The sequence below is a fragment of the Candidatus Pelagibacter bacterium nBUS_49 genome (assembly GCF_051200925.1).
GTDB lineage: Bacteria > Pseudomonadota > Alphaproteobacteria > Pelagibacterales > Pelagibacteraceae > Pelagibacter.
Genome location: NZ_CP172837.1, coordinates 159,433 through 178,185 on the forward strand (window position 1 = coordinate 159,433; position 18,753 = coordinate 178,185).

22 protein-coding genes, 1 tRNA gene, 1 rRNA gene and 1 pseudogene are annotated in these 18,753 nt (G+C 27.0%); 20 read left to right on the plus strand and 5 right to left on the minus strand.

All coding sequences use genetic code 11. The annotated features are described in order from the left end of the window. Positions 1–2: 2 nt before the first annotated feature. The 20 genes from ACIJYF_RS00845 (at position 3) to ACIJYF_RS00940 (ending at position 16,818) form a co-directional block, all read left to right on the plus strand. Positions 3–890 carry a class I SAM-dependent methyltransferase gene (locus tag ACIJYF_RS00845; protein ID WP_435116913.1) on the plus strand — a complete coding sequence of 296 codons (888 nt, stop codon included), beginning with the start codon at positions 3–5 and terminating at the stop codon, positions 888–890. Continuing rightward, entirely contained in the window at positions 874–1,710 is an 837-nt protein-coding gene (locus ACIJYF_RS00850) for a pyridoxal-phosphate dependent enzyme (RefSeq protein WP_435116915.1), read from the plus strand. The genes ACIJYF_RS00845 and ACIJYF_RS00850 overlap by 17 nt, the downstream gene beginning before the upstream one ends. Then, on the plus strand, positions 1,707–2,744 hold the full coding sequence (locus tag ACIJYF_RS00855) for an N-acetylneuraminate synthase family protein (protein ID WP_435116917.1): 1,038 nt from the start codon (positions 1,707–1,709) through the stop codon (positions 2,742–2,744). The genes ACIJYF_RS00850 and ACIJYF_RS00855 overlap by 4 nt, the downstream gene beginning before the upstream one ends. Next, complete coding sequence (neuC, locus tag ACIJYF_RS00860) at positions 2,710–3,825, plus strand: UDP-N-acetylglucosamine 2-epimerase (protein WP_435116919.1); 1,116 nt, start codon at positions 2,710–2,712, stop codon at positions 3,823–3,825. Before ACIJYF_RS00855 ends, neuC begins: the two co-directional genes overlap by 35 nt. Before the next feature lie 55 nt (positions 3,826–3,880). Then, a complete protein-coding gene (locus ACIJYF_RS00865; protein WP_435116922.1) occupies positions 3,881–4,573 on the plus strand; it encodes a cytidylyltransferase domain-containing protein in 693 nt (230 codons plus the stop codon). A gap of 74 nt (positions 4,574–4,647) precedes the next feature. Continuing rightward, positions 4,648–5,139: a hypothetical protein gene (locus ACIJYF_RS00870; protein ID WP_435116924.1), complete on the plus strand. Its 492-nt coding sequence runs from the start codon at positions 4,648–4,650 to the stop codon at positions 5,137–5,139. Beyond that, positions 5,136–6,200, plus strand: coding sequence for a NeuD/PglB/VioB family sugar acetyltransferase (locus tag ACIJYF_RS00875; protein WP_435117946.1), 1,065 nt, complete (start codon positions 5,136–5,138; stop codon positions 6,198–6,200). Before ACIJYF_RS00870 ends, ACIJYF_RS00875 begins: the two co-directional genes overlap by 4 nt. Before the next feature lie 89 nt (positions 6,201–6,289). Beyond that, on the plus strand, positions 6,290–8,263 hold the full coding sequence (locus ACIJYF_RS00880) for a polysaccharide biosynthesis protein (RefSeq protein ID WP_435116926.1): 1,974 nt from the start codon (positions 6,290–6,292) through the stop codon (positions 8,261–8,263). Positions 8,264–8,590: 327 nt separating this feature from the next. Next, positions 8,591–8,827 carry a hypothetical protein gene (locus ACIJYF_RS00885; protein ID WP_435116928.1) on the plus strand — a complete coding sequence of 79 codons (237 nt, stop codon included), beginning with the start codon at positions 8,591–8,593 and terminating at the stop codon, positions 8,825–8,827. 117 nt (positions 8,828–8,944) lie between these two features. After that, positions 8,945–9,565: an O-antigen ligase family protein gene (locus ACIJYF_RS00890; protein ID WP_435117948.1), complete on the plus strand. Its 621-nt coding sequence runs from the start codon at positions 8,945–8,947 to the stop codon at positions 9,563–9,565. Between the two features lie 152 nt (positions 9,566–9,717). Beyond that, complete coding sequence (locus tag ACIJYF_RS00895) at positions 9,718–10,767, plus strand: hypothetical protein (RefSeq protein WP_435116930.1); 1,050 nt, start codon at positions 9,718–9,720, stop codon at positions 10,765–10,767. A 90-nt stretch (positions 10,768–10,857) separates the two neighbouring features. Continuing rightward, positions 10,858–10,972: ribosomal RNA gene (gene rrf / locus ACIJYF_RS00900) — 5S ribosomal RNA — on the plus strand. A gap of 9 nt (positions 10,973–10,981) precedes the next feature. After that, on the plus strand, positions 10,982–11,869 hold the full coding sequence (locus ACIJYF_RS00905; RefSeq protein ID WP_435116932.1) for an NAD-dependent epimerase/dehydratase family protein: 888 nt from the start codon (positions 10,982–10,984) through the stop codon (positions 11,867–11,869). Beyond that, positions 11,866–11,991 (plus strand): type B 50S ribosomal protein L36, encoded by a 126-nt coding sequence (ykgO, locus tag ACIJYF_RS00910; RefSeq protein WP_008545413.1) that lies wholly within the window; start codon positions 11,866–11,868, stop codon positions 11,989–11,991. Before ACIJYF_RS00905 ends, ykgO begins: the two co-directional genes overlap by 4 nt. Positions 11,992–11,996: 5 nt before the next feature. Further along, positions 11,997–12,107, plus strand: a complete 111-nt coding sequence (locus ACIJYF_RS00915) for an aa3-type cytochrome c oxidase subunit IV (RefSeq protein WP_029454198.1) — start codon at positions 11,997–11,999, stop codon at positions 12,105–12,107. Positions 12,108–12,116: 9 nt separating this feature from the next. Then, the gene (locus tag ACIJYF_RS00920; RefSeq protein WP_435116934.1) at positions 12,117–13,205 is read left to right on the plus strand and encodes an NAD(P) transhydrogenase subunit alpha; all 1,089 of its coding nucleotides are present in this window, start codon (positions 12,117–12,119) and stop codon (positions 13,203–13,205) included. Between the two features lie 4 nt (positions 13,206–13,209). Beyond that, positions 13,210–13,518 (plus strand): proton-translocating transhydrogenase family protein, encoded by a 309-nt coding sequence (locus tag ACIJYF_RS00925; RefSeq protein WP_023648984.1) that lies wholly within the window; start codon positions 13,210–13,212, stop codon positions 13,516–13,518. After that, complete coding sequence (locus ACIJYF_RS00930; RefSeq protein ID WP_435116936.1) at positions 13,518–14,915, plus strand: NAD(P)(+) transhydrogenase (Re/Si-specific) subunit beta; 1,398 nt, start codon at positions 13,518–13,520, stop codon at positions 14,913–14,915. The genes ACIJYF_RS00925 and ACIJYF_RS00930 overlap by 1 nt, the downstream gene beginning before the upstream one ends. A gap of 160 nt (positions 14,916–15,075) precedes the next feature. After that, positions 15,076–16,086, plus strand: a complete 1,011-nt coding sequence (locus ACIJYF_RS00935; protein WP_435116938.1) for an NAD-dependent epimerase — start codon at positions 15,076–15,078, stop codon at positions 16,084–16,086. 33 nt (positions 16,087–16,119) lie between these two features. After that, positions 16,120–16,818 carry a transaldolase family protein gene (locus ACIJYF_RS00940; protein WP_435116940.1) on the plus strand — a complete coding sequence of 233 codons (699 nt, stop codon included), beginning with the start codon at positions 16,120–16,122 and terminating at the stop codon, positions 16,816–16,818. 6 nt (positions 16,819–16,824) lie between these two features. Here the strand turns inward: ACIJYF_RS00940 and ACIJYF_RS00945 are convergent. The 5 genes and pseudogenes from ACIJYF_RS00945 to ACIJYF_RS00965 form a co-directional block, all read right to left on the minus strand. Continuing rightward, positions 16,825–16,901: transfer RNA gene (locus ACIJYF_RS00945), tRNA-Met, on the minus strand. Between the two features lie 6 nt (positions 16,902–16,907). Further along, positions 16,908–17,101: pseudogene (gene rpsU / locus ACIJYF_RS00950) on the minus strand (30S ribosomal protein S21). Positions 17,102–17,155: 54 nt separating this feature from the next. Then, positions 17,156–17,743: a cell cycle transcriptional regulator TrcR gene (locus ACIJYF_RS00955; RefSeq protein ID WP_435116942.1), complete on the minus strand. Its 588-nt coding sequence runs from the start codon at positions 17,741–17,743 to the stop codon at positions 17,156–17,158. Beyond that, complete coding sequence (gene rpmE / locus ACIJYF_RS00960) at positions 17,744–17,974, minus strand: 50S ribosomal protein L31 (protein WP_435116944.1); 231 nt, start codon at positions 17,972–17,974, stop codon at positions 17,744–17,746. A 35-nt stretch (positions 17,975–18,009) separates the two neighbouring features. Then, the gene (locus tag ACIJYF_RS00965; protein ID WP_435116946.1) at positions 18,010–18,750 is read right to left on the minus strand and encodes an inositol monophosphatase family protein; all 741 of its coding nucleotides are present in this window, start codon (positions 18,748–18,750) and stop codon (positions 18,010–18,012) included. Positions 18,751–18,753 lie beyond the last annotated feature (3 nt).

The following is an 18,753-nucleotide window of genomic DNA, read 5'->3' on the forward strand; positions in this document are numbered from 1 at the left end:
TGATGAAAATTTTTAATAAAAAGCCTTTTAAAGTTAATGGTAATATAAAATTATTTTCTCTAATATCAAATAAATCTATTGAAAGTCATGCAAAAGTTAAAGGAACAAAAATTGATTCTTTGGAGAAGACTCCTTTCTCTTTGCCTTTTTGGGAAACCAAGTATTATAAAAAAATAATTAAAAAATATATTAAAAATTATAATAAAAATATTTCTATTTTAGATGCCGGATGTGGTGATGGTCGCTTTACCTTATTACTTTTGGAAATGGGATTTAAAAATATTGTTTCGGTAGACTCCAGTATTCATTCACTTAAAATTTTAGATAATAAATTAAAAAAAATTAATAAATCAAAATATGTTACCCTTGTACATGGAAGTATTTTAGATGTCCCATTTGCAAGAAATTATTTTGATATTATATTATGCATAGGTGTTCTGTATTATTTAAATAATAATTACGAAAAAGGATTAAAAAAAATTGTTAAATGTTTAAAAAAAAATGGTTTATTATTAGAGACAGAACCAGATAAAGAAGGCAATGCACTCAAAGCCATGATATTTGATGGAATTCATCAGTATCTAAATGTTGTAAAAAAAAACAAATTTATAGAATACTTTGGAGATAAGCCTATTCAGTTAAGATGTTTCGATGAAAAAGAGCTAAAAAATATTTTTAAAACTTACAATTTAAATGTTCTCAACAAAGAAATAATATCTTTGTTTCCATCTATACTAACTATAGGTAGAAAAAATTCTTTAATAGTTGGTATTGAAAACGATATTAAACAAATTAAAAAAATTAGAGATTCGTTTGATTATTTTTTTAACGAAAAAGGTGTTGCAAAGCATAAACTATGGGTATTGAAAAAAATTGAAAATAAAATCTAATATAGTTATAGATGAAACTCTTAATCATCATTTATGTGGTGGTAACAAAATCAGAAAATTAGGATATATTTTAAAAAATAAAGAAAAATATGATGGTTTTATTACTTTTGGATCTAAATTTTCTAGCCATTGTTTGGCAACAGCTTTCATGGGAAGAAAAAAAAACAAAAAAGTTGTACTTTTAATCACAAATAAATTTGTTGATATATATAAATTTCCAAATTTAAAGTTGGCTAAAGAACTAGGTGCGGAAATTTTTTTTATTGGTGAAGATAATTTATATCACGAAATCAAAATTAAAAAAAATAAGTATAAAAATTTTTTTTGGATAGAGGGTGGTGGGCACACAATTGAAGGTTTTTATTCTTATAGAGATTGGTTTAAACAGATAGTAACTGAAAATAAAAGTTTAAAAAAATTTAAATACTTAATATTACCTTTTGGCACAGGAACAACTGCCTTTGGAATTACTCAAGCAATTTATGAAATGAAACTAGATATTAAAGTTATTGGTATTTCTGTCTCAAGAAAAAAAAACAAATGTGACCAGGAGGCTTCAAAGATGCTTTCAGATAAGGCTATAAATTTTATTGAAATTGACGATAGATTTGCTGGACAATATGGCCAAATTAATTTATCTCAAAGAAATATTTCATTAAATTTTTTTAAAAAATACCATATATATCCAGATCCAATATACAATATACGTGTTGCACAATATTTAGAAGATAACCCTTTAGAAAATTGTATTATTATTAATACTGGAGGACAATTAAATTGTGCACTAAAAATTAATTATGAAAAGGGTTTTGTAGAGTGAGTAAAGTTTATATTATTGCAGAAATAGGTCCTAATCATAATGGAAACTATAAATTTGCTTCACAGCTAGTTGAAAAACTTTCTAAAATTGGAGTGAATGCTGTTAAATTTCAATTAGGTGACCCGAGGAAGTCAATGTCGTTGGATGCTTTTAAAGCAGATTATCAAAAAATTAATGACAATGACAATGATATATTTAAAGCATCAAAAAAAAGACAATTAACTCACTTGGAACATAAAAAAATTGCTAATAAATGTAAAAAGTTGGGAGTTGATTATCTTTGCACCCCATTTGATATCGATAGTTTAGTTTTTTTAGATAAGGAAATTGATGTACCAAAATTTAAAATTGCATCTGGTGAGATTTTCTCTTTAGATATGTTGGAATATATATCGAATAGTGGAAAATCAGTAATAATTTCAACAGGAATGGCTACTTTTAAAGAAATTAAATTAGCTCTTAAAATCTTAGACAAAAAAAATAAAGATATTACCATTCTTCACTGTGTTTCACTTTATCCTGCTCCTTTGGATAAAATAAATTTAAATGTTATGCTCGAAATTAAAAAAAAGTTCAAAACCAAAGTAGGTTACTCTGATCATACACTAGGTAACTCAGCTGCAATTGCAGCTGTTGCTATGGGGGCATCAATAGTAGAAAAGCATGTTACATTAGATAGATCTTTACCTGGGCCTGATCACAAAGCCTCAGCTACTGTTGAGGAATTTGCTGACTTGGTTAATAAAATTAGGGAAGTAGAGACTGTTCTAGGAAAAAAAAAGAAAAATCTTTCAAAAAATGAAAAAAATATAGCCAAAGTAGTCAGGAAGAGCATTGTTTCAAAGCGTAAAATTAAAAAAAATACTAAAATTACCAATGCTGATATATGCTTTAGACGTCCAGGTACTGGGATCTTTCCGATTAATAAACATTTAGTGATAGGTAAAATAGCTAAAATAGATATTGAAAAAAATCGAGTTATAAAAAAAAATATATTCTATGAAAATTGCATTTATCACAGGAGCAAGAGCTGATTATGGGCCATTTAGAAGTACTCTAAAAGGAATATCTGAAGAAAAAAATTTCAATTTAGATATTATTGTACATGGAATGCATTTGATGAAATTGTATGGCAATTCTGTAGAAGAGATTAAAAAAGATAAATTTGGAAAAATAATAAAATTAAACACATTAAAAAAAGACATTAATAAATCTGATGAAATGATAAAAACAATAAAAGTATTACATAATTTTTTAAAATCAAGTTCATACGATCTTGTAATTTTAGTTGGTGATAGACTTGAGACATATGCTGGAGCTATTGCTTCACATTTTGCAAAAATACCTATTTTACATTCTGGAGGAGGACATATTACAAGTGGTGCTGTGGATAATATTTATAGGTTTAATATTACAAATTTTGCAAAGTATCATTTTACGACATCAATAAAGGCAAATGATTGTCTAAAAAATATTCCATCCATAAATAAGGATAAGTTATTCTTTATTGGTTCACCTACAGTTGATGCAATAAAAAAATTTTTAAAATCTCCACTTAGAATTGAATCATTTGTACCAGATCTTTTGAATAAAAGATATGTTTTGATGACTTTCCACCCTCTCACATTAATTAAGGAACCTATAGTAGAAATTTTGGAAGCGAGTATTAATTTTTTGATGAAGAAAAACATTAGTGTTTTAATAACATATCCAAATAACGATGAAAGCAGTAAAGATATAAGAGTTTGTATTGATGCCATTAAAAAAAACAAAAATGTTTATGCTGAACGGCATTTAGGTTCTTTAGGGTATTATACTGCAATCAAATATTCTGAGTTTATATTTGGTAATTCGAGCAGTGGCATTATGGAAGCACCATATTTTAACAAACATGTTGTTAATGTAGGAACGAGACAAGAAGGTAGAGCTTTAGATAGATCTATTACAAATGTTTCAGCAAAAGTTGGTAATGTTATTAAAATATTAAATAAGCTAGTAGATGGAAAAATAAGATTATTAAAAAATGAAAAACTTTATGGAAATGGAACAGCTGTAGATAGATCAATAAAAATATTAAATACCATTTCAATTGAGGAGTCAAAAAATAAAAATTAACTAAAAACACAGAATTAGAAAAAGTAATTTTAAAAATTAAAATTGAAAAATATTAATGTACAAAAAAAAAACATTCTTAGCTATAATTCCTGCCAGAGGTGGAAGTAAAAGATTACCAAAAAAAAATATTCTTAATTTGAATAGAAAACCACTTATTGCATGGAGTATAAAGGCTGGACTTAAAAGTACATATATTGATAAAGTCATTGTTAGTAGTGACAAAGATTATATTTTAAAAATTGCAAAAAATTATGGTGCTCAAACTATTAAGAGACCAAAACAATTAGCTTCAGATACCTCAAAAATATTTTATACAATTCATCATGCTCTATTAAATTTACGAAAATATGATTATATAGTTTTACTACAACCCACAAGTCCTTTGAGAAATGAGAAACATATTGATGATGCTATAAAATTTTTAACAGCAAAAAAAGCTGATGCAGTTATAGGTGTTTGTGAAACGGATCATAGCCCTCTCTGGTCTAGCACTTTACCTGATGATAGAAGTTTAGTAAACTTCAGACAAAAAAAAGCAAAAGATAAGCGTAGTCAAGACTTAGAAAAGTATTTTAGAATTAATGGTGCAATCTATATATGCAAAACAGAAAAATTTTTAAAGGAAAAAGGTTTTTTTATTAAAAAAAACATTTTTGCATTCATTATGGATAGAGAGAGTTCTATAGATATTGATGAGAGAATAGATTTTTTATTTGCAGAGTTTCTAATAAAATTAATTAAAAGTTAAAATTAGTATAATCATATCAAATACTATAAAAATACTTAAAAAAGATTTAAAATAATACTGAATAAAAATTTATAATGAAAATACTATTAACTAATGCTGGTCGAAGAACCTATATCGTTGATTATTTGTTTAAACTAAAGGATGAATATGATCCAAAAATAGAAGTTTTTGTAACTGACACTTCTGAAAATACTGCGAGTTTTTGGGTAGACAAAAGATTAAATAAGTTTTTAACTCCTCGTGTTGGCCTGAGTGACAAAAAATATTTAAATTCTCTAATAAAATTATGCAAAAAAAATAAAATTGATATTTTAATCCCATTGATGGATTATGAATTACATATTTTAGCGAAAAATAAGAAATTATTTGAAAGTAATGGAACTTCGATAATCATTTCTGATTATGGAACAGTTTTAAACTTTTTAGATAAAGAAAAAAATCATAAATTATGTTTAAAAAATAACCTGAAGGTTCCTAAGTTATGGAAAAATTTTAGTCAAATTCCTGCTCAAAAAAAAATTGTTGTAAAAAAAAAGAAGGAAGTGGTAGTGAAGATACTTATATAGATTATAAAAAAAATCTACCTCAACATAAATTTGACAAATCTTACATAATTCAAGATTATATAAAAGGACAAGAATATGGAATGGATATATTAAATGACCTGAATGGAAAATTTATTCACTGTTGTGTAAAAAAAAAAATATCAATGAGATCAGGAGAGACTGATAAGGCAGAGGTAGTTTTTAGTAAAAGATTTACAAATATTGGTAGGAAAATAAGTTTAATATTTAAACATGTAGGAAATTTAGATTTGGATTTTATAGTAGATTTAAAAAATGATATTTATTTTCTAGACTTTAATCCTCGCTTTGGTGGAGGGTATCCATTTACTCATTTGGCAGGTTATAACTATTTACAATACATTATTAAATTTTTCAAAAAAGAAAAATTTGAAGTTAGTAATATTAAAAATGATAATTTTATAGCATCTAAAGGTTTAACTATTTTTAAGTCTCACAAATATAATAAAAAAAAATTAGCAATTATCGGAGCTGGAGGTCATGGAAAAGTAGTAGGAGAAATAGCTTTGTTGAATGGATTTGAAGTTGTTGATTTTTTTGATAAACAAAGTCGACAAATAATTCAATTTCCATATGAGATTGTTGGAAATATAAATATGCTTTATAAAAAATTAGAAAATTACAATTCTTTTTTTGTTGCCATTGGAGATAATAACTTAAGATACTATTATTTAAAAGATCTAATAAAAAAAAAATTAAATATTAGTATTTTAATACATCCAAAAGCAACTATTAGCAAACATAGTAAGTTAGGTGTTGGCTCTTGTGTTATGGCTAATGCGGTGATTAATCCAGGAGTTAAAATTAACAAGGGTGTAATAATTAACACATCTGCATCAATTGATCATGACTGTCAAATTGACGATTATTCTCATATTTCTCCAAATTGTTCCTTATCTGGAAATGTAAAAGTTGGAAAGTTTACTCATTTAGGAACAGCCACCAGTGTTCATCCTGGTATAAATATTGGCAAAAATGTTAAAAGTGGTATTGGTGCTAAAATTTTTAGGAATATTTTGAGTAATAATATTATAAAAAATTGAATTTACTTAGTTAATAGTTTTGTTTCAATTTTTTAAAGTTAAATATAAATTAATTTAAAAAAAAATTTATTCAAAATTTATAATATTTAATGTCTGCTATAGTAAAAATATCAAAAAATGTTCTTTATCTTCCTCGATATTTAAAGAGAAGCATTGTAATAACTATGGATATAATTTTATGTGTTTTATGTGTGTGGTTGGCATTTTATTTAAGATTAGAGGAATTTGTAAGATTTAATAATATTAATATTTTACCTGTAATAATCTCTGTTATATTGGCAATCCCAATATTTTGGATAATTGGTTTGTATAAAACAATGTTCCGGTTTGCAGGCTCATCAATATTGTTTAGTGTAGCTATTGGTTCCTTTTTTTATGGTTTGATTTATTTTACAATAATTGGCATTTATGGGTTTCAAGGCATTCCAAGATCAATTGGCATAATAAACCCTTTGTTGTTATTTTTAGTTATTTCAGGTTCAAGATTAACGATTAAGTATTTTTTTTTAAATAATTTTTCCCTTAAAAGGCCTAAAAATAAAAAAAAAATACTTATCTACGGTGCCGGAAGTGCTGGAAGACAGTTATTAGCAAGTCTAGAGAATAATCCAGAAATGAAGGTTGTTGGTTTTCTAGATGATAATGAACAATTTCATGATCAAACAATACTAGGTCAAACTGTATTCAATCCTCAAGAAATAGAGCAATTAAGCAAATTAAAGAATATAGATTTAGTTTTATTAGCTTTACCATCAATAAGTAGTTTAAAAAGAAATCAAATTATAAATAATTTAAACACCTTCAAAATAAAAGTAAAAACATTACCAAGTATTCAAGATATAGTTGATGGAAAAATATCAGTAGCTGATATTAAAGATTTATCTATAGAAGATTTATTGGGTCGAGAACAAGTTAAGCCTGATTTGCAGTTAATGTCAAAGAATATTACATCTAAAATTGTATTAGTTACTGGCGCAGGAGGTTCGATTGGTTCTGAACTTTGTCGTCAAATTGTAAGGCTTAAACCTAAGATACTGTTACTTATTGAGCTAAATGAATTTGCGCTTTACAAAATTGATGAAGAATTAAAAAAACAAACATCAAATATTAATATTATTCCATTAATAGCAAATGTTCAAAATTTATCTAGACTAGAGGCGATTTTTAAAAATTTCCATGTAGATACTGTTTACCATGCTGCTGCCTATAAACATGTTCCATTAGTAGAAGCAAACATTTGTGAGGGAGTTAAAAATAATGTTTTTGGAACTTTTTTACTAGCGAAAACTTCAATCATACACGAAGTCTCAAATTTTGTACTTGTTTCTAGTGATAAAGCTGTAAGACCAACTAATATAATGGGTGCTAGTAAAAGATTGGCAGAGATTTGTGTTCAATCTCTTTATAATGAATTTAAATTTAAAAAAACTAAGTTTGCAATTGTTCGTTTTGGGAATGTTCTGCAGTCATCTGGCTCCGTAATTCCTAAATTTAAAAAACAAATTGAAGAAGGTGGTCCAGTAACTTTAACTCATCCTGAAGTTACTAGATTTTTTATGACTTTAACGGAGTCCTCACAATTGGTTATCCAAGCTGGTGCTATGACTGAGGCCTGCGAGGTCTTTATATTAGATATGGGAAAAAGTGTTAAAATAAAAAGTTTGGTTTATAAAATGATTAAACTTTCAGGACTAACAATTAAAGAGAATATTAACCCTGAAGGAGATATTGAAATAAAAACAATAGGTTTAAGACCAGGTGAAAAATTATATGAGGAATTGCTATTAGGAGATAATCCTAAAAAAACTTTTCATGAGAAAATACAAAAAGCACAAGATCCTTTCATACCATTAAACCTTCTTCAGAAAGAATTAGATAAGATGTCATTTTTTTTAGAAAATAATAAAATATATAAAGTTAAAAATTTACTAAAGAATTTACTTCCAACTTATAAATCTAACTCTGAAATAGTCGATTATCTTTATGAAAACAAACAAATTAATGAAAATCATAAAACTAATAATTTAAATAAAAACAAGAATAACATTATAAGTATTAAATAGTTATAAGATTTAATTTTTTATGAACAATCTAAAACATTATAATTTTAATTTATTAATTCCTTTCATAATTTCTTTAATAATTCCGCTATTAATCTGGGGTCCATTTTTTCCAGATTTAATAATAAGTATTTCGGGTTTAATTTTTTTGTTTTGTGAAATTAAAAATAAAAATTATTATTTTTTTCTTAATAAACCATTAATTTTTTTTTTTCCTTTTGTTTATACTGTATTTTTTTAAGTACTTTTGTTGCGGAAGATGTTTTGCTCAGCTATCAAAGTTCACTATTTTATTTTAGGATAGGTTTATTTAGCTGTTTAATTTGGTATTTGATTGAAAAGAATAGGAAAATTTTAACTTATTTCTACTATTCTTTATTAATATCTTTTACAACCTTAGTTGTCGATGGTTTTATTCAATATTTTACTGGAAAAAATTTATCTGGATTTGTATTAGAAGGTGGTAATAGAGCCTCATCCTTTTTTGGAGATGAACTTATTATGGGTTCATATCTTTCACGACTATTCCCTCTGTTGTTTGCATTATTTTTGATAAAAAAAAAATAAAATAGAAGTTTATTTTATAAGCGTTTTGTTTGTTTTGATTGATATATTAATTTATATGTCAGGCGAAAGAGTTGCATTTTTTTTTTAAATCTATCAACTATATTTATAATTATTTTTATCAAAGAATATCAAAAATTTAGATTGTTTACTTTCTTGTTTGCAATTTTATGTATCTTCATTTTTAGCTTAAATTCCCCAAATGTTGTTAAAAGAATGTTTTTAGAACCTGCTGAAGAAATGGGGATAATAAAAAATTCAAGTGAAAAAAATTTTTTTAATTCAAAAGATCAAAGTATCGTAATTTTTACGCGAGGTCATGATAGTTTGATACGCACAGCATATAATATATTTAAAGACAAACCATTAATAGGTCATGGACCAAAAATGTTTAGAGTAAAATGTAAAATTGAAAAATATGCTGTTGGAGTTTCTCCATGTATGACACATCCACATAATTTTTATATACAATTATTAGCAGAAACAGGGATAATCGGCTTTTTATTTTTATTTACAACATTATCTTATGTAATTATTGTTTCCTTAAAACAGTTTAAGTCAATTATTTTTAAAGAAAAAAGACCCTTAAGCGATTACCAAGTATGTCTTCTAGCTGGAATATTAATTACAATTTGGCCGTTATCTCCAAATGGTAATTTTTTTAATAATTGGTTAATGATAGTTTATAGTTTGCCAGTAGGTTTTTATCTTCAGTCAATATATTCAAAAAATATTTCATAAAGTTTTCAACTTAAATACTTAAAATAATTACTAAATTTATGAATTATTTAAATGAGCAATTAATTATTTAAATGAGCAATTATAGAAATTAAATTTTTATTTTATTAATTATAATTTATGATAATACATATTAATTATTAATTTTAATCTATATGAAAAATAAAATTTACTTAGCAGAGATACTTAAAACATTTTGGCTTGAAAAATTAAAAATAATTATAATCACATTAATTTGTCTTATAATAGCTATAATCTACAACATTCAAAATAAAGAAAAACCACTTTATGAGGTTTCTATGGTTATAGAACCTAGATCAGATTCGTCTTTGATTAGATTTTTACCTATAAATCAATATTTAACAAAAAATTTAATTGTATTAAAAAAAGAAGATGGTCTCAAAGATGGGTTAATAAAAGAAATAATTCCAGTAAATGGAAACAAGATTTTTAAAAAATACTTAGAGATTTTTGATAACTATGATGATCTAAAATTAATAATAAAAAAAAACAATTTCTTATTTGCAGAAAAAATAGAAAAACTCCCTTCAAGTGAGCAAGAAAAAGAATTTATTAAAATTTCTAAAAAATTTTCAGTTGAAAGAAAAGATTTACAAGAATATAAAAATTTAAAATTAAGAGTAGTTGGAGAAGAATATACTATAACATTTATATGGCCAGAAGCAGAAGAGGCAAAAGATATTTTTAATGATGTATTGACAGAATCATTATCTTTATTAAAACAAAAAATGTATGAAGAAATAGACTTTATCTTTAACTTTTATGAATATCATACAATTTCTGAAAATAATAAAAAAATTGAATATTTAAAAGAACAAAGCATGGTTGCTAAAGAATTAAATATAGAAAATAATGCAGTAGAAGATTTCGAAATGAGGCAATTAAATTTGAGTAGAAATAGTACTTTATATTATTTAAGAGGTTATAAGGCAATTGACAAAGAAATAGAAATAATGGAGCAACGAGTTAATAACGAATTAATCTTTATTAAAAATGAAATTCAAAATTTAAAAAAAAATGATGATTTCAAATTGATAAAATACAATTCATCTTTAATAAGTGTTAAATCATTAGCTAAATCTGAAAATTTTAGAATTTATGTGATTTCAATAATACTTGGTTTACTAATTGGTTTAACGTATGTTTTGTTAGTATGGGTAATTAAAAACCCTGAAAATAACTAATACACAAACTATTTAATTATTTATTAAATACTATTTACAATTTTAAAAAATAATCTTTACATTCTTAATTTTTTTTTGTATTAAGAGTTGCCTGGTGATTATTGCGAAAGTGTAATACCCGATCCCATTCCGAACTCGGCAGTCAAGCCTTTCAGCGCCAATGGTACTTTGTCTTAAGACACGGAAGAGTAGGACATTGCCAGGCATATCTTAAATGAAAAATTTCATTGTTGTAACTGGTGGTGCTGGATTTGTAGGTTCTAATTTAATTAAATCTCTTTTGAAAAAAACAAATAAAAAAATCATTAGTTTAGATAATTATTCATCAGGTAATAAAAAAAATCACATTAAAGATGCTAGAGTTAAATACATAAAAACAGAAACTATTGATATTTCAAAACATTTAAAAAATGTAAAAAATCGAATTCATTCAATTTTTCATTTTGGAGAATTTGCAAGAATTTATCAAAGCTTTAAAAAATTTGATGAATGTTTTAAATCAAATTCTATTGGATCGAATGCAGTTTTTAAGTTTTGTTTAGATAATAATATCAAACTAATTTATTCTGCAACCTCAGCCTCACTTGGCAATAAAGGAAATGATAAAAACTTATCCCCCTATGCTTTTACAAAATCTAAAAATCTAGAATTATTAGAAAACTTAAGAAAATGGTTTAATTTTAAATTTGAAATTATTTATTTTTATAATGTGTATGGACCTGGTCAAATCAAAGTAGGCGATATGGCAACGGTAGTTGGAATTTTTGAAGATCAACATAAAAAAAATAAACCACTAACTATTGTAAAACCCGGAACTCAGACCAGACGATTTACTCATATTGATGATACTATTAATATTTGCATTGAAGCATGGAAGAATAATAAATGTCAACATTATAGCATAAGTCACAAAAAATCTTATTCTATACAAGATCTTGCTAAAATGTTTAAAACTAAAATAACTTATTTAAAACCAAGATCTGGTGAGCGATATGCATCAGCATTAACAAAAATATCAAATAATCGTAAAATAATTAATAAATATGGAAGAATAGATTTGAAAGATTATGTAACTTCGTTTATTAAAGGTGAAAAATTATGAAAATAAAAAGCTCATTAAAGTCCATTAAAAAAAGAGACCTTAATTCAAAGTTGGTTAGAAGAAGAGGTCGTGTGTACGTTATCAATAAAACTAATCCAAAGTTTAAAGCAAGACAGAAGTAATTTTTATGGATAATGAAGACCATAAAAATACCTGGAACAATTTTACAAAATTTGTGTTGTGGGGAACAGTCGCAGTGATTGGTGTTTTAGTTTTAATGGCAATCTTCTTACTATAAGATCAATGTATGAAAATTGCTTCTATTTTAGAAAATCAAATAATTGAAAAAAGAATAGCAATTACTCCTGAGATTGCAAAAAAATATATATCTCTTGGTCTTGAAGTTTTACTACCTGAAAATTATGGAAGTCATCTTGGAATTAGAGATGAAGAGTATAAAGAATTAGGAGTATCAATTTCAAAAGATGAAAAAGAAATCATATCTAGTGCAGATATTATTGTTCAGTTAGGGTTATTGGATGATGAAAAAAACTCTTTATTAAAAGAAAATCAAACATTTATTGGGGTATTAAACCCATATGATAATAAAGATAAGATAAATGATTTAGTTAAAAAAAATATTAATACTTTTTCACTTGAATTACTTCCAAGAATAACAAGAGCTCAGTCTATGGATATATTATCCTCACAAGCAAACCTTGCGGGTTATAAAGCAGTAGTAGAGTCGTTTGCTCATTTTGAAAAAGCAATACCAATGATGATGACTGCAGCAGGAACAATATCCGCTGCAAAAGTATTAGTGGTTGGTGCAGGGGTTGCAGGATTGCAAGCAATTGCAACTGCAAAACGAATGGGTGCAATTGTATTTGCAACAGATGTTAGAATGGCTTCTAAAGAACAGGTTGAAAGTTTGGGGGGTAAATTTTTAACAGTTGAAGGTGCTGAAAATCTTGAGACAGAGGGAGGTTACGCTAAAGAAGCATCAGATGATTTTAAAAAGAAGCAAGAAGAATTATTGTCAGAAACATTAAAGAAAATTGATATTGTAATTTGCACAGCTTTAATTCCTGGAAAAAAAGCACCAGTGATTATTAAAGAAGGTATGATTAATAATATGAGTTCTGGTTCAATCATTTATGATCTAGCAGCTATTCAAGGAGGAAATACAGCACATACTAAAGTTGATGAAATTGTAGATAGCAATGGTGTTAAAATAATGGGGGAAAGTAATATTTTAAATAAACTTCCAACCTCAGCATCTAATTTATATGCTAAAAATGTATTTAATTTTGTGTCGAATTTATATGATAAAGAAAATAATAAAATTAATATAAATTTAGAAGACGAGATAATTGAAAAAACGTTAATAAAATAAAATTATGGAAATAGATCCTTTTATATTCAGATTAAGTATTTTTATCCTTTCAATTTTTATAGGATATTATGTAGTTTGGAGCGTAACCCCATCACTTCACACTCCTTTAATGTCTGTTACCAATGCGATTTCATCTGTCATAATTGTAGGTGCAATTATTGCAGGTTTGGCAGGCAACTCTGATAATATATTTAACACCTCAAGTATCTTTGGGTTTTTAGCAATATCACTAGCAGCCATAAATATATTTGGTGGTTTCTTAGTCACCCAAAGAATGCTTGCAATGTATAAAAAAAAGAAAAAGGATAAATAATGTTATCAGCAAATTTATCTGCCATATTTTATTTAATTTCAGGGGTATTGTTCATTTTAGCTTTAAGAGGACTTTCATCACCTGAAACATCCAGACAAGGAAATTTCTTTGGTATTTTAGGAATGATTATTGCAATTACAGTTACTTTTTTATCCGTAGGTAATTTTTCAACTGGATTTGTAGTTGTTTTAATATTTCTTTTAATAGGAGGATTAGTAGGCGCTTTTATTGCATATAAAATTCCAATGACCGCAATGCCAGAATTGGTAGCTGGCTTTCATAGTTTGGTTGGGCTTGCAGCTGTATTTGTTGCAATAGCTGCTTTTTTAAATCCAGAAGCATTTAATTTAGGATCTCCAGGTAACATTAAACTTGGAAGCTTAATTGAAATGTCAATTGGTGCAGCAGTGGGTGCAATCACATTTTCAGGTTCAATTATTGCCTTTTTAAAACTTCAAGGAATAATGTCAGGTTCACCTATAACCTTTAAAGGACAACATCCGCTAAATGCCTTAATTTTAATTTCAATAGTTGTATTAACTTATCTACTTTGCTCTACCCAATCTTCAAATTTATTTTGGATATTATTAGCAGTTTCTTTTTTGATCGGTTTTCTATTAATTATTCCAATTGGTGGTGCAGATATGCCGGTAGTAATTTCAATGCTAAACTCTTATTCTGGTTGGGCAGCGGCTGGGATTGGTTTTACTTTAGAAAATACAGCTTTAATTATTACAGGCGCATTAGTTGGTTCATCAGGTGCAATTCTTTCTTACATAATGTGCAAGGGAATGAATAGATCTTTCTTTAATGTTATATTGGGTGGATTTGGTGCAACAGAACAAAGTGCTGGAGAAAAAAATAAAGAGCAAAGACCTGTGAAAAGTGGAAACGCAGATGATGCTGCTTTTTTAATGAAAAATGCATCTTCAGTTATAATTGTGCCTGGTTATGGGATGGCAGTAGCACAAGCTCAACATGCTTTAAGAGAGATGGTGGATACATTAAAAAAGAATGATATAAAGGTTTCTTATGCAATCCACCCTGTAGCAGGACGAATGCCAGGCCATATGAACGTGTTACTTGCAGAAGCAAATGTACCATATGACGAAGTGTTTGAGTTAGAAGAAATAAATAATGATTTTGCAAATGCAGATGTAGCATTTGTAATTGGTGCAAATGATGTTACTAACCCAGTTGCAAAAACAGATCCTCAGAGTCCGATTTATGGAATGCCAGTATTAGATGTTGAAAAGTGTAAATCTGTTTTGTTTGTAAAAAGAAGTTTATCCCCAGGATATGCAGGAATTGATAATGATTTATTCTATAAAGAGAATACTTTGATGTTATTTGCAGACGCAAAAAAAATGACAGAAGATATTACCAAAAATTTGTAGGAATTTTCCAGTAAAAAACTTCGTTTAATGAAGCAGAATAATTAAACCTTTAAACCGTTTATTTAAAAGTTAAAGGATTTGCTAAAATTTTAATCTAAAATAGCTTTTTGTAATTATTTACCTTATATTATTTATAAAAAAAATTTCGTACATTAACTTCATGAAAACAAATTTAATAACTGGTTCAGTTGGTTTTATTGGGTTTTCATTATGCAAGCAACTCCTTGAACGTGGAGACATAGTTATAGGCATTGATAACCATAATGATTATTATGATCCCAAAATCAAAGAATCTCGACTTGATATATTAGATAAATTTCCAAATTATAAACATTATAGATTAGATATTTGTGACCAAAAAAACTTAGAAGAAATTTTTAATTATCATAGGCCAGCTAAGGTTCTTAATTTAGCTGCTCAAGCAGGAGTTCGTTATTCACTAAAAAACCCACTTGCATATATTAAAAGTAATATTGATGGATTTGCTAATATTTTAGAAAACTCTAAAAAGTATAAAATAGAAAATTTTGTTTATGCAAGTTCTTCAAGTGTCTATGGGGCTAATACTAAAATCCCTTTTTCTGAACATGATAGTGTTAATCATCCACTATCTGTTTATGCGGCAACTAAAAAATCTAATGAACTAATGGCGCACGCTTATAGCCATCTTTATAAATTGCCAACTACAGGACTTAGATTTTTCACAGTATATGGACCTTGGGGAAGACCAGATATGGCATTGTTTAAATTTACTAAAAATATTTTAGAAGACAAAACAATCGATGTATTTAACAATGGAAAACATACTAGAGATTTTACATTTATTGATGATATAGTTTATGGAATAATAAAGACACTAGATCATCCAGCTGCAATTAATGTTGACTGGAATGGCAATCAACCAGACCCTGCTTCCAGCAAAGCTCCTTGGCGTGTTTATAATATAGGGAATAATAAAACTATTAAGCTAATGGATTATATCAAATCTCTAGAAAAAACATTAGGAAAAAAAGCAAAAATAAATTTTTTGCCATTGCAACCTGGTGATGTGTTAGATACTTATGCAAACATTGATAACTTAAAAGAAAAATTTAATTATCAACCTAAAACATCAATTGAAGATGGGGTTTTTAAATTTATAAAGTGGTATAAAGATTATTATCAATTATGATTAAATTAATTTTAAAAGAAGCTATATATTTAAATGAATACTAAAATATTTTGCGATATTGCAAATTTACATTCCATAAAAAAATTCAGTAAAATTAAAATTGTTAAAGGTTTTACAACAAATCCAAGTTTAATGAGAAAAGCAGGAGCAAAGGATTATAAGAATTACTCTAAGGAGATACTTAAAATTTGTAGAAACAAACCTATTTCTTTTGAAGTTTTTGCAGATGATAAAAAATCAATGATTGAACAAGGAAAAAAAATAAACACTTGGGGTAAAAATGTATACGTTAAAGTACCAGTTGTTAACTCAAGGAATATTTTTACAGGGCAAGTTATAAAAGAATTGAATAATAGTGATATCAAATTAAATATAACTGCAGTTTATTCTTCTAAACAGACAGAAAAGATCTTAAAAGTTATAAATAAGAAAACTAAAGTAATTATCTCTATTTTTGCAGGAAGAGCAGGTGATGCAGGTAAAGATCCGATTCCAGAGTTAAAAAATAGTATAAACTTAGCAAAAAAATTTATGAATGTTGAAATTTTATGGGCAAGTGTAAGAGAGCCGTATAATTATTTACAAGCAAAACAATTAGGTTGTCATATAATTACAATTCCACCTTCAATTATTGAAAAAATTCAAAAATTTGGAAAATCATTTGATCAATTAACACAGGAAACAGTCAGAGCATTTCTTGTTGATAGTAAAAAGTCCAATTTTAAAATTTAATTAAATTGGTTGCGGGGGACGGATTTGAACCGCCGACCTTCAGGTTATGAGCCTGACGAGCTACCAGACTGCTCCACCCCGCGGTATGGTTAAATTCTATTTTTAAGTTTATTTAACTTTTTAACTCTCTTAATATTTTCTTGTAAAATTCTTTTTTTTTCTCAGAAGGTTTTTCGTAAGTATTTTTTAATTTAATTACTTTAAAAAAACCATCTCGTTGAAGTTTTCTTTTAAGCACCCTAAGTGCTTGTTCAATATTATTATCTTTAACTTCTATTTTCATAAATAATCCTAAATGCGTGTAAGTATCACTATAAAATTTTGATGTCTATTAAATTTATTCAATGTTTGAAATTTCTTTAGCTTGTTTTGCTTTTTCTTTTTCTTTTTTCTCTCTTTTTATTCTTCTCTCAGCTTTTTCTAGTGCTTCTACAAGATCTTTTTGGCTGAATAGGTTCAAAGCAACAGGATCTTTTGGATTTAAATTATTATAATTCCAGTAACTTTTGTTTCTAATTGATGTAACCGAATTTTTAGTAATGCCAACTAGCTTTGCAATTTGGGAGTCCTTTAGCATATTGTGCTGTCTGATTAACCATAGTGCAGAGTCTGGTTTATCTTGTCTTTTTGATAAGGGCACATATTTTTTAATTTTTTTTTCACTATTAGAAATTTCAATATCTGTGCTTTTGATTAGTAAAGGTCTATTTTCATCTTTAGATGATAATTCAATTTCTTCTCTAGACAGTTGACCAGAGATTATTGGGTTGTAAGCTTTAATTCCTTTTGCAACTTCACCATCAGCAATTCCTTGAATTTCAACTTCATGTAAGTTACAGAAATTTGCAATTTGCTTAAAAGTGAGTGTTGTGTTTTCAACCAACCAAACAGCTGTAGCCATTGGCATCAAAGGTGCGTTTGACATTTAATTTTTCTTATCTGATTTAAAGTTTTGAAATTTTTTATTAAACTTACTTATTCTACCTTTATCCATTAATTTTTGTTTTCCACCTGTCCATGCAGAATGAGATTTTGGGTCAATTTCTAGTTTAAGTAAATCACCCTCAGCTCCCCATGTTGACTTTGTTTCAAATTGAGAACCGTCAGTCATTTCGACTTTAATTGTATGGTAGTTTGGATGTATGTCTTTTTTCATAACGAGACTTATAGCAAAAGAATTTTATAACACAATTAAAAGTTAACTAAATTTTCCAACATTTTATTATTAATCGCAGCGCTTGAGGCCCTAATATCAATCTTATCTACATCAAATTTATGAATATCATTAACTAATCCTCCTGCTTCTTTGACCAATATTTCTCCTGCTGCGACATCCCAAAGATTAATATTATTATGAAAAAAACCATCAAGCCTTCCAGAAGCAACATAGGCCAAATCTAATGCAGCACATCCACTATATCTCATGTTAAGATCACTAAATTTAACACCTTCATGGTTACTTGAAAATAGACAATCATCAATTGAGTTTTTTTTTGAAACTCTTAATCTTTGGTTATTTAAAAATGCCCCTTTATCTTTTTCAGCAAAAAACATCTCATCTTTGATTGGGTCAAAAATTAAGCCACTTACAATTTCCTTTTTAGATTGTAGTGCGATGCAAATGGCAAAGTGAGGTATCCCATGTAAAAAGTTTGTTGTTCCATCAATTGGGTCAATAATCCAAATATTTTCCTTATCATTATTTTTAATTATTCCTGTTTCTTCAGTTATAAAAGAATAATTTTTTTTAATTTTTGATAATTCTTCAATCAAAACTTTTTCTACATGCTTGTCTGTCTTTGTAACAAAATCATAGGGTCCTTTTTTGGAAACTTGTAATTTTTCAACTTCTCCAAAATCACGAATTACAGATTTAGATGCTTTTTCAGCAGCTTTAATCATGATATTTAGATTTGACGATATAGAGATCATTCA

Coding starts and splice junctions, on each gene's coding strand:
- ACIJYF_RS00880 (WP_435116926.1), top strand. CDS start 6,290: ATGTCTGCTATAGTAAAAATATCAAAAAATGTTCTTTATCTTCCTCGA.
- rpmE (WP_435116944.1), bottom strand. CDS start 17,974: ATGAAAAAAGACATACATCCAAACTACCATACAATTAAAGTCGAAATG.
- ACIJYF_RS00930 (WP_435116936.1), top strand. CDS start 13,518: ATGTTATCAGCAAATTTATCTGCCATATTTTATTTAATTTCAGGGGTA.
- ACIJYF_RS00925 (WP_023648984.1), top strand. CDS start 13,210: ATGGAAATAGATCCTTTTATATTCAGATTAAGTATTTTTATCCTTTCA.
- ACIJYF_RS00935 (WP_435116938.1), top strand. CDS start 15,076: ATGAAAACAAATTTAATAACTGGTTCAGTTGGTTTTATTGGGTTTTCA.
- ACIJYF_RS00965 (WP_435116946.1), bottom strand. CDS start 18,750: ATGATCTCTATATCGTCAAATCTAAATATCATGATTAAAGCTGCTGAA.
- ACIJYF_RS00920 (WP_435116934.1), top strand. CDS start 12,117: ATGAAAATTGCTTCTATTTTAGAAAATCAAATAATTGAAAAAAGAATA.
- ACIJYF_RS00895 (WP_435116930.1), top strand. CDS start 9,718: ATGAAAAATAAAATTTACTTAGCAGAGATACTTAAAACATTTTGGCTT.
- ACIJYF_RS00905 (WP_435116932.1), top strand. CDS start 10,982: ATGAAAAATTTCATTGTTGTAACTGGTGGTGCTGGATTTGTAGGTTCT.
- ACIJYF_RS00915 (WP_029454198.1), top strand. CDS start 11,997: ATGGATAATGAAGACCATAAAAATACCTGGAACAATTTTACAAAATTT.
- ACIJYF_RS00940 (WP_435116940.1), top strand. CDS start 16,120: ATGAATACTAAAATATTTTGCGATATTGCAAATTTACATTCCATAAAA.
- ACIJYF_RS00845 (WP_435116913.1), top strand. CDS start 3: ATGAAAATTTTTAATAAAAAGCCTTTTAAAGTTAATGGTAATATAAAA.
- neuC (WP_435116919.1), top strand. CDS start 2,710: ATGAAAATTGCATTTATCACAGGAGCAAGAGCTGATTATGGGCCATTT.
- ykgO (WP_008545413.1), top strand. CDS start 11,866: ATGAAAATAAAAAGCTCATTAAAGTCCATTAAAAAAAGAGACCTTAAT.
- ACIJYF_RS00870 (WP_435116924.1), top strand. CDS start 4,648: ATGAAAATACTATTAACTAATGCTGGTCGAAGAACCTATATCGTTGAT.
- ACIJYF_RS00865 (WP_435116922.1), top strand. CDS start 3,881: ATGTACAAAAAAAAAACATTCTTAGCTATAATTCCTGCCAGAGGTGGA.
- ACIJYF_RS00955 (WP_435116942.1), bottom strand. CDS start 17,743: ATGTCAAACGCACCTTTGATGCCAATGGCTACAGCTGTTTGGTTGGTT.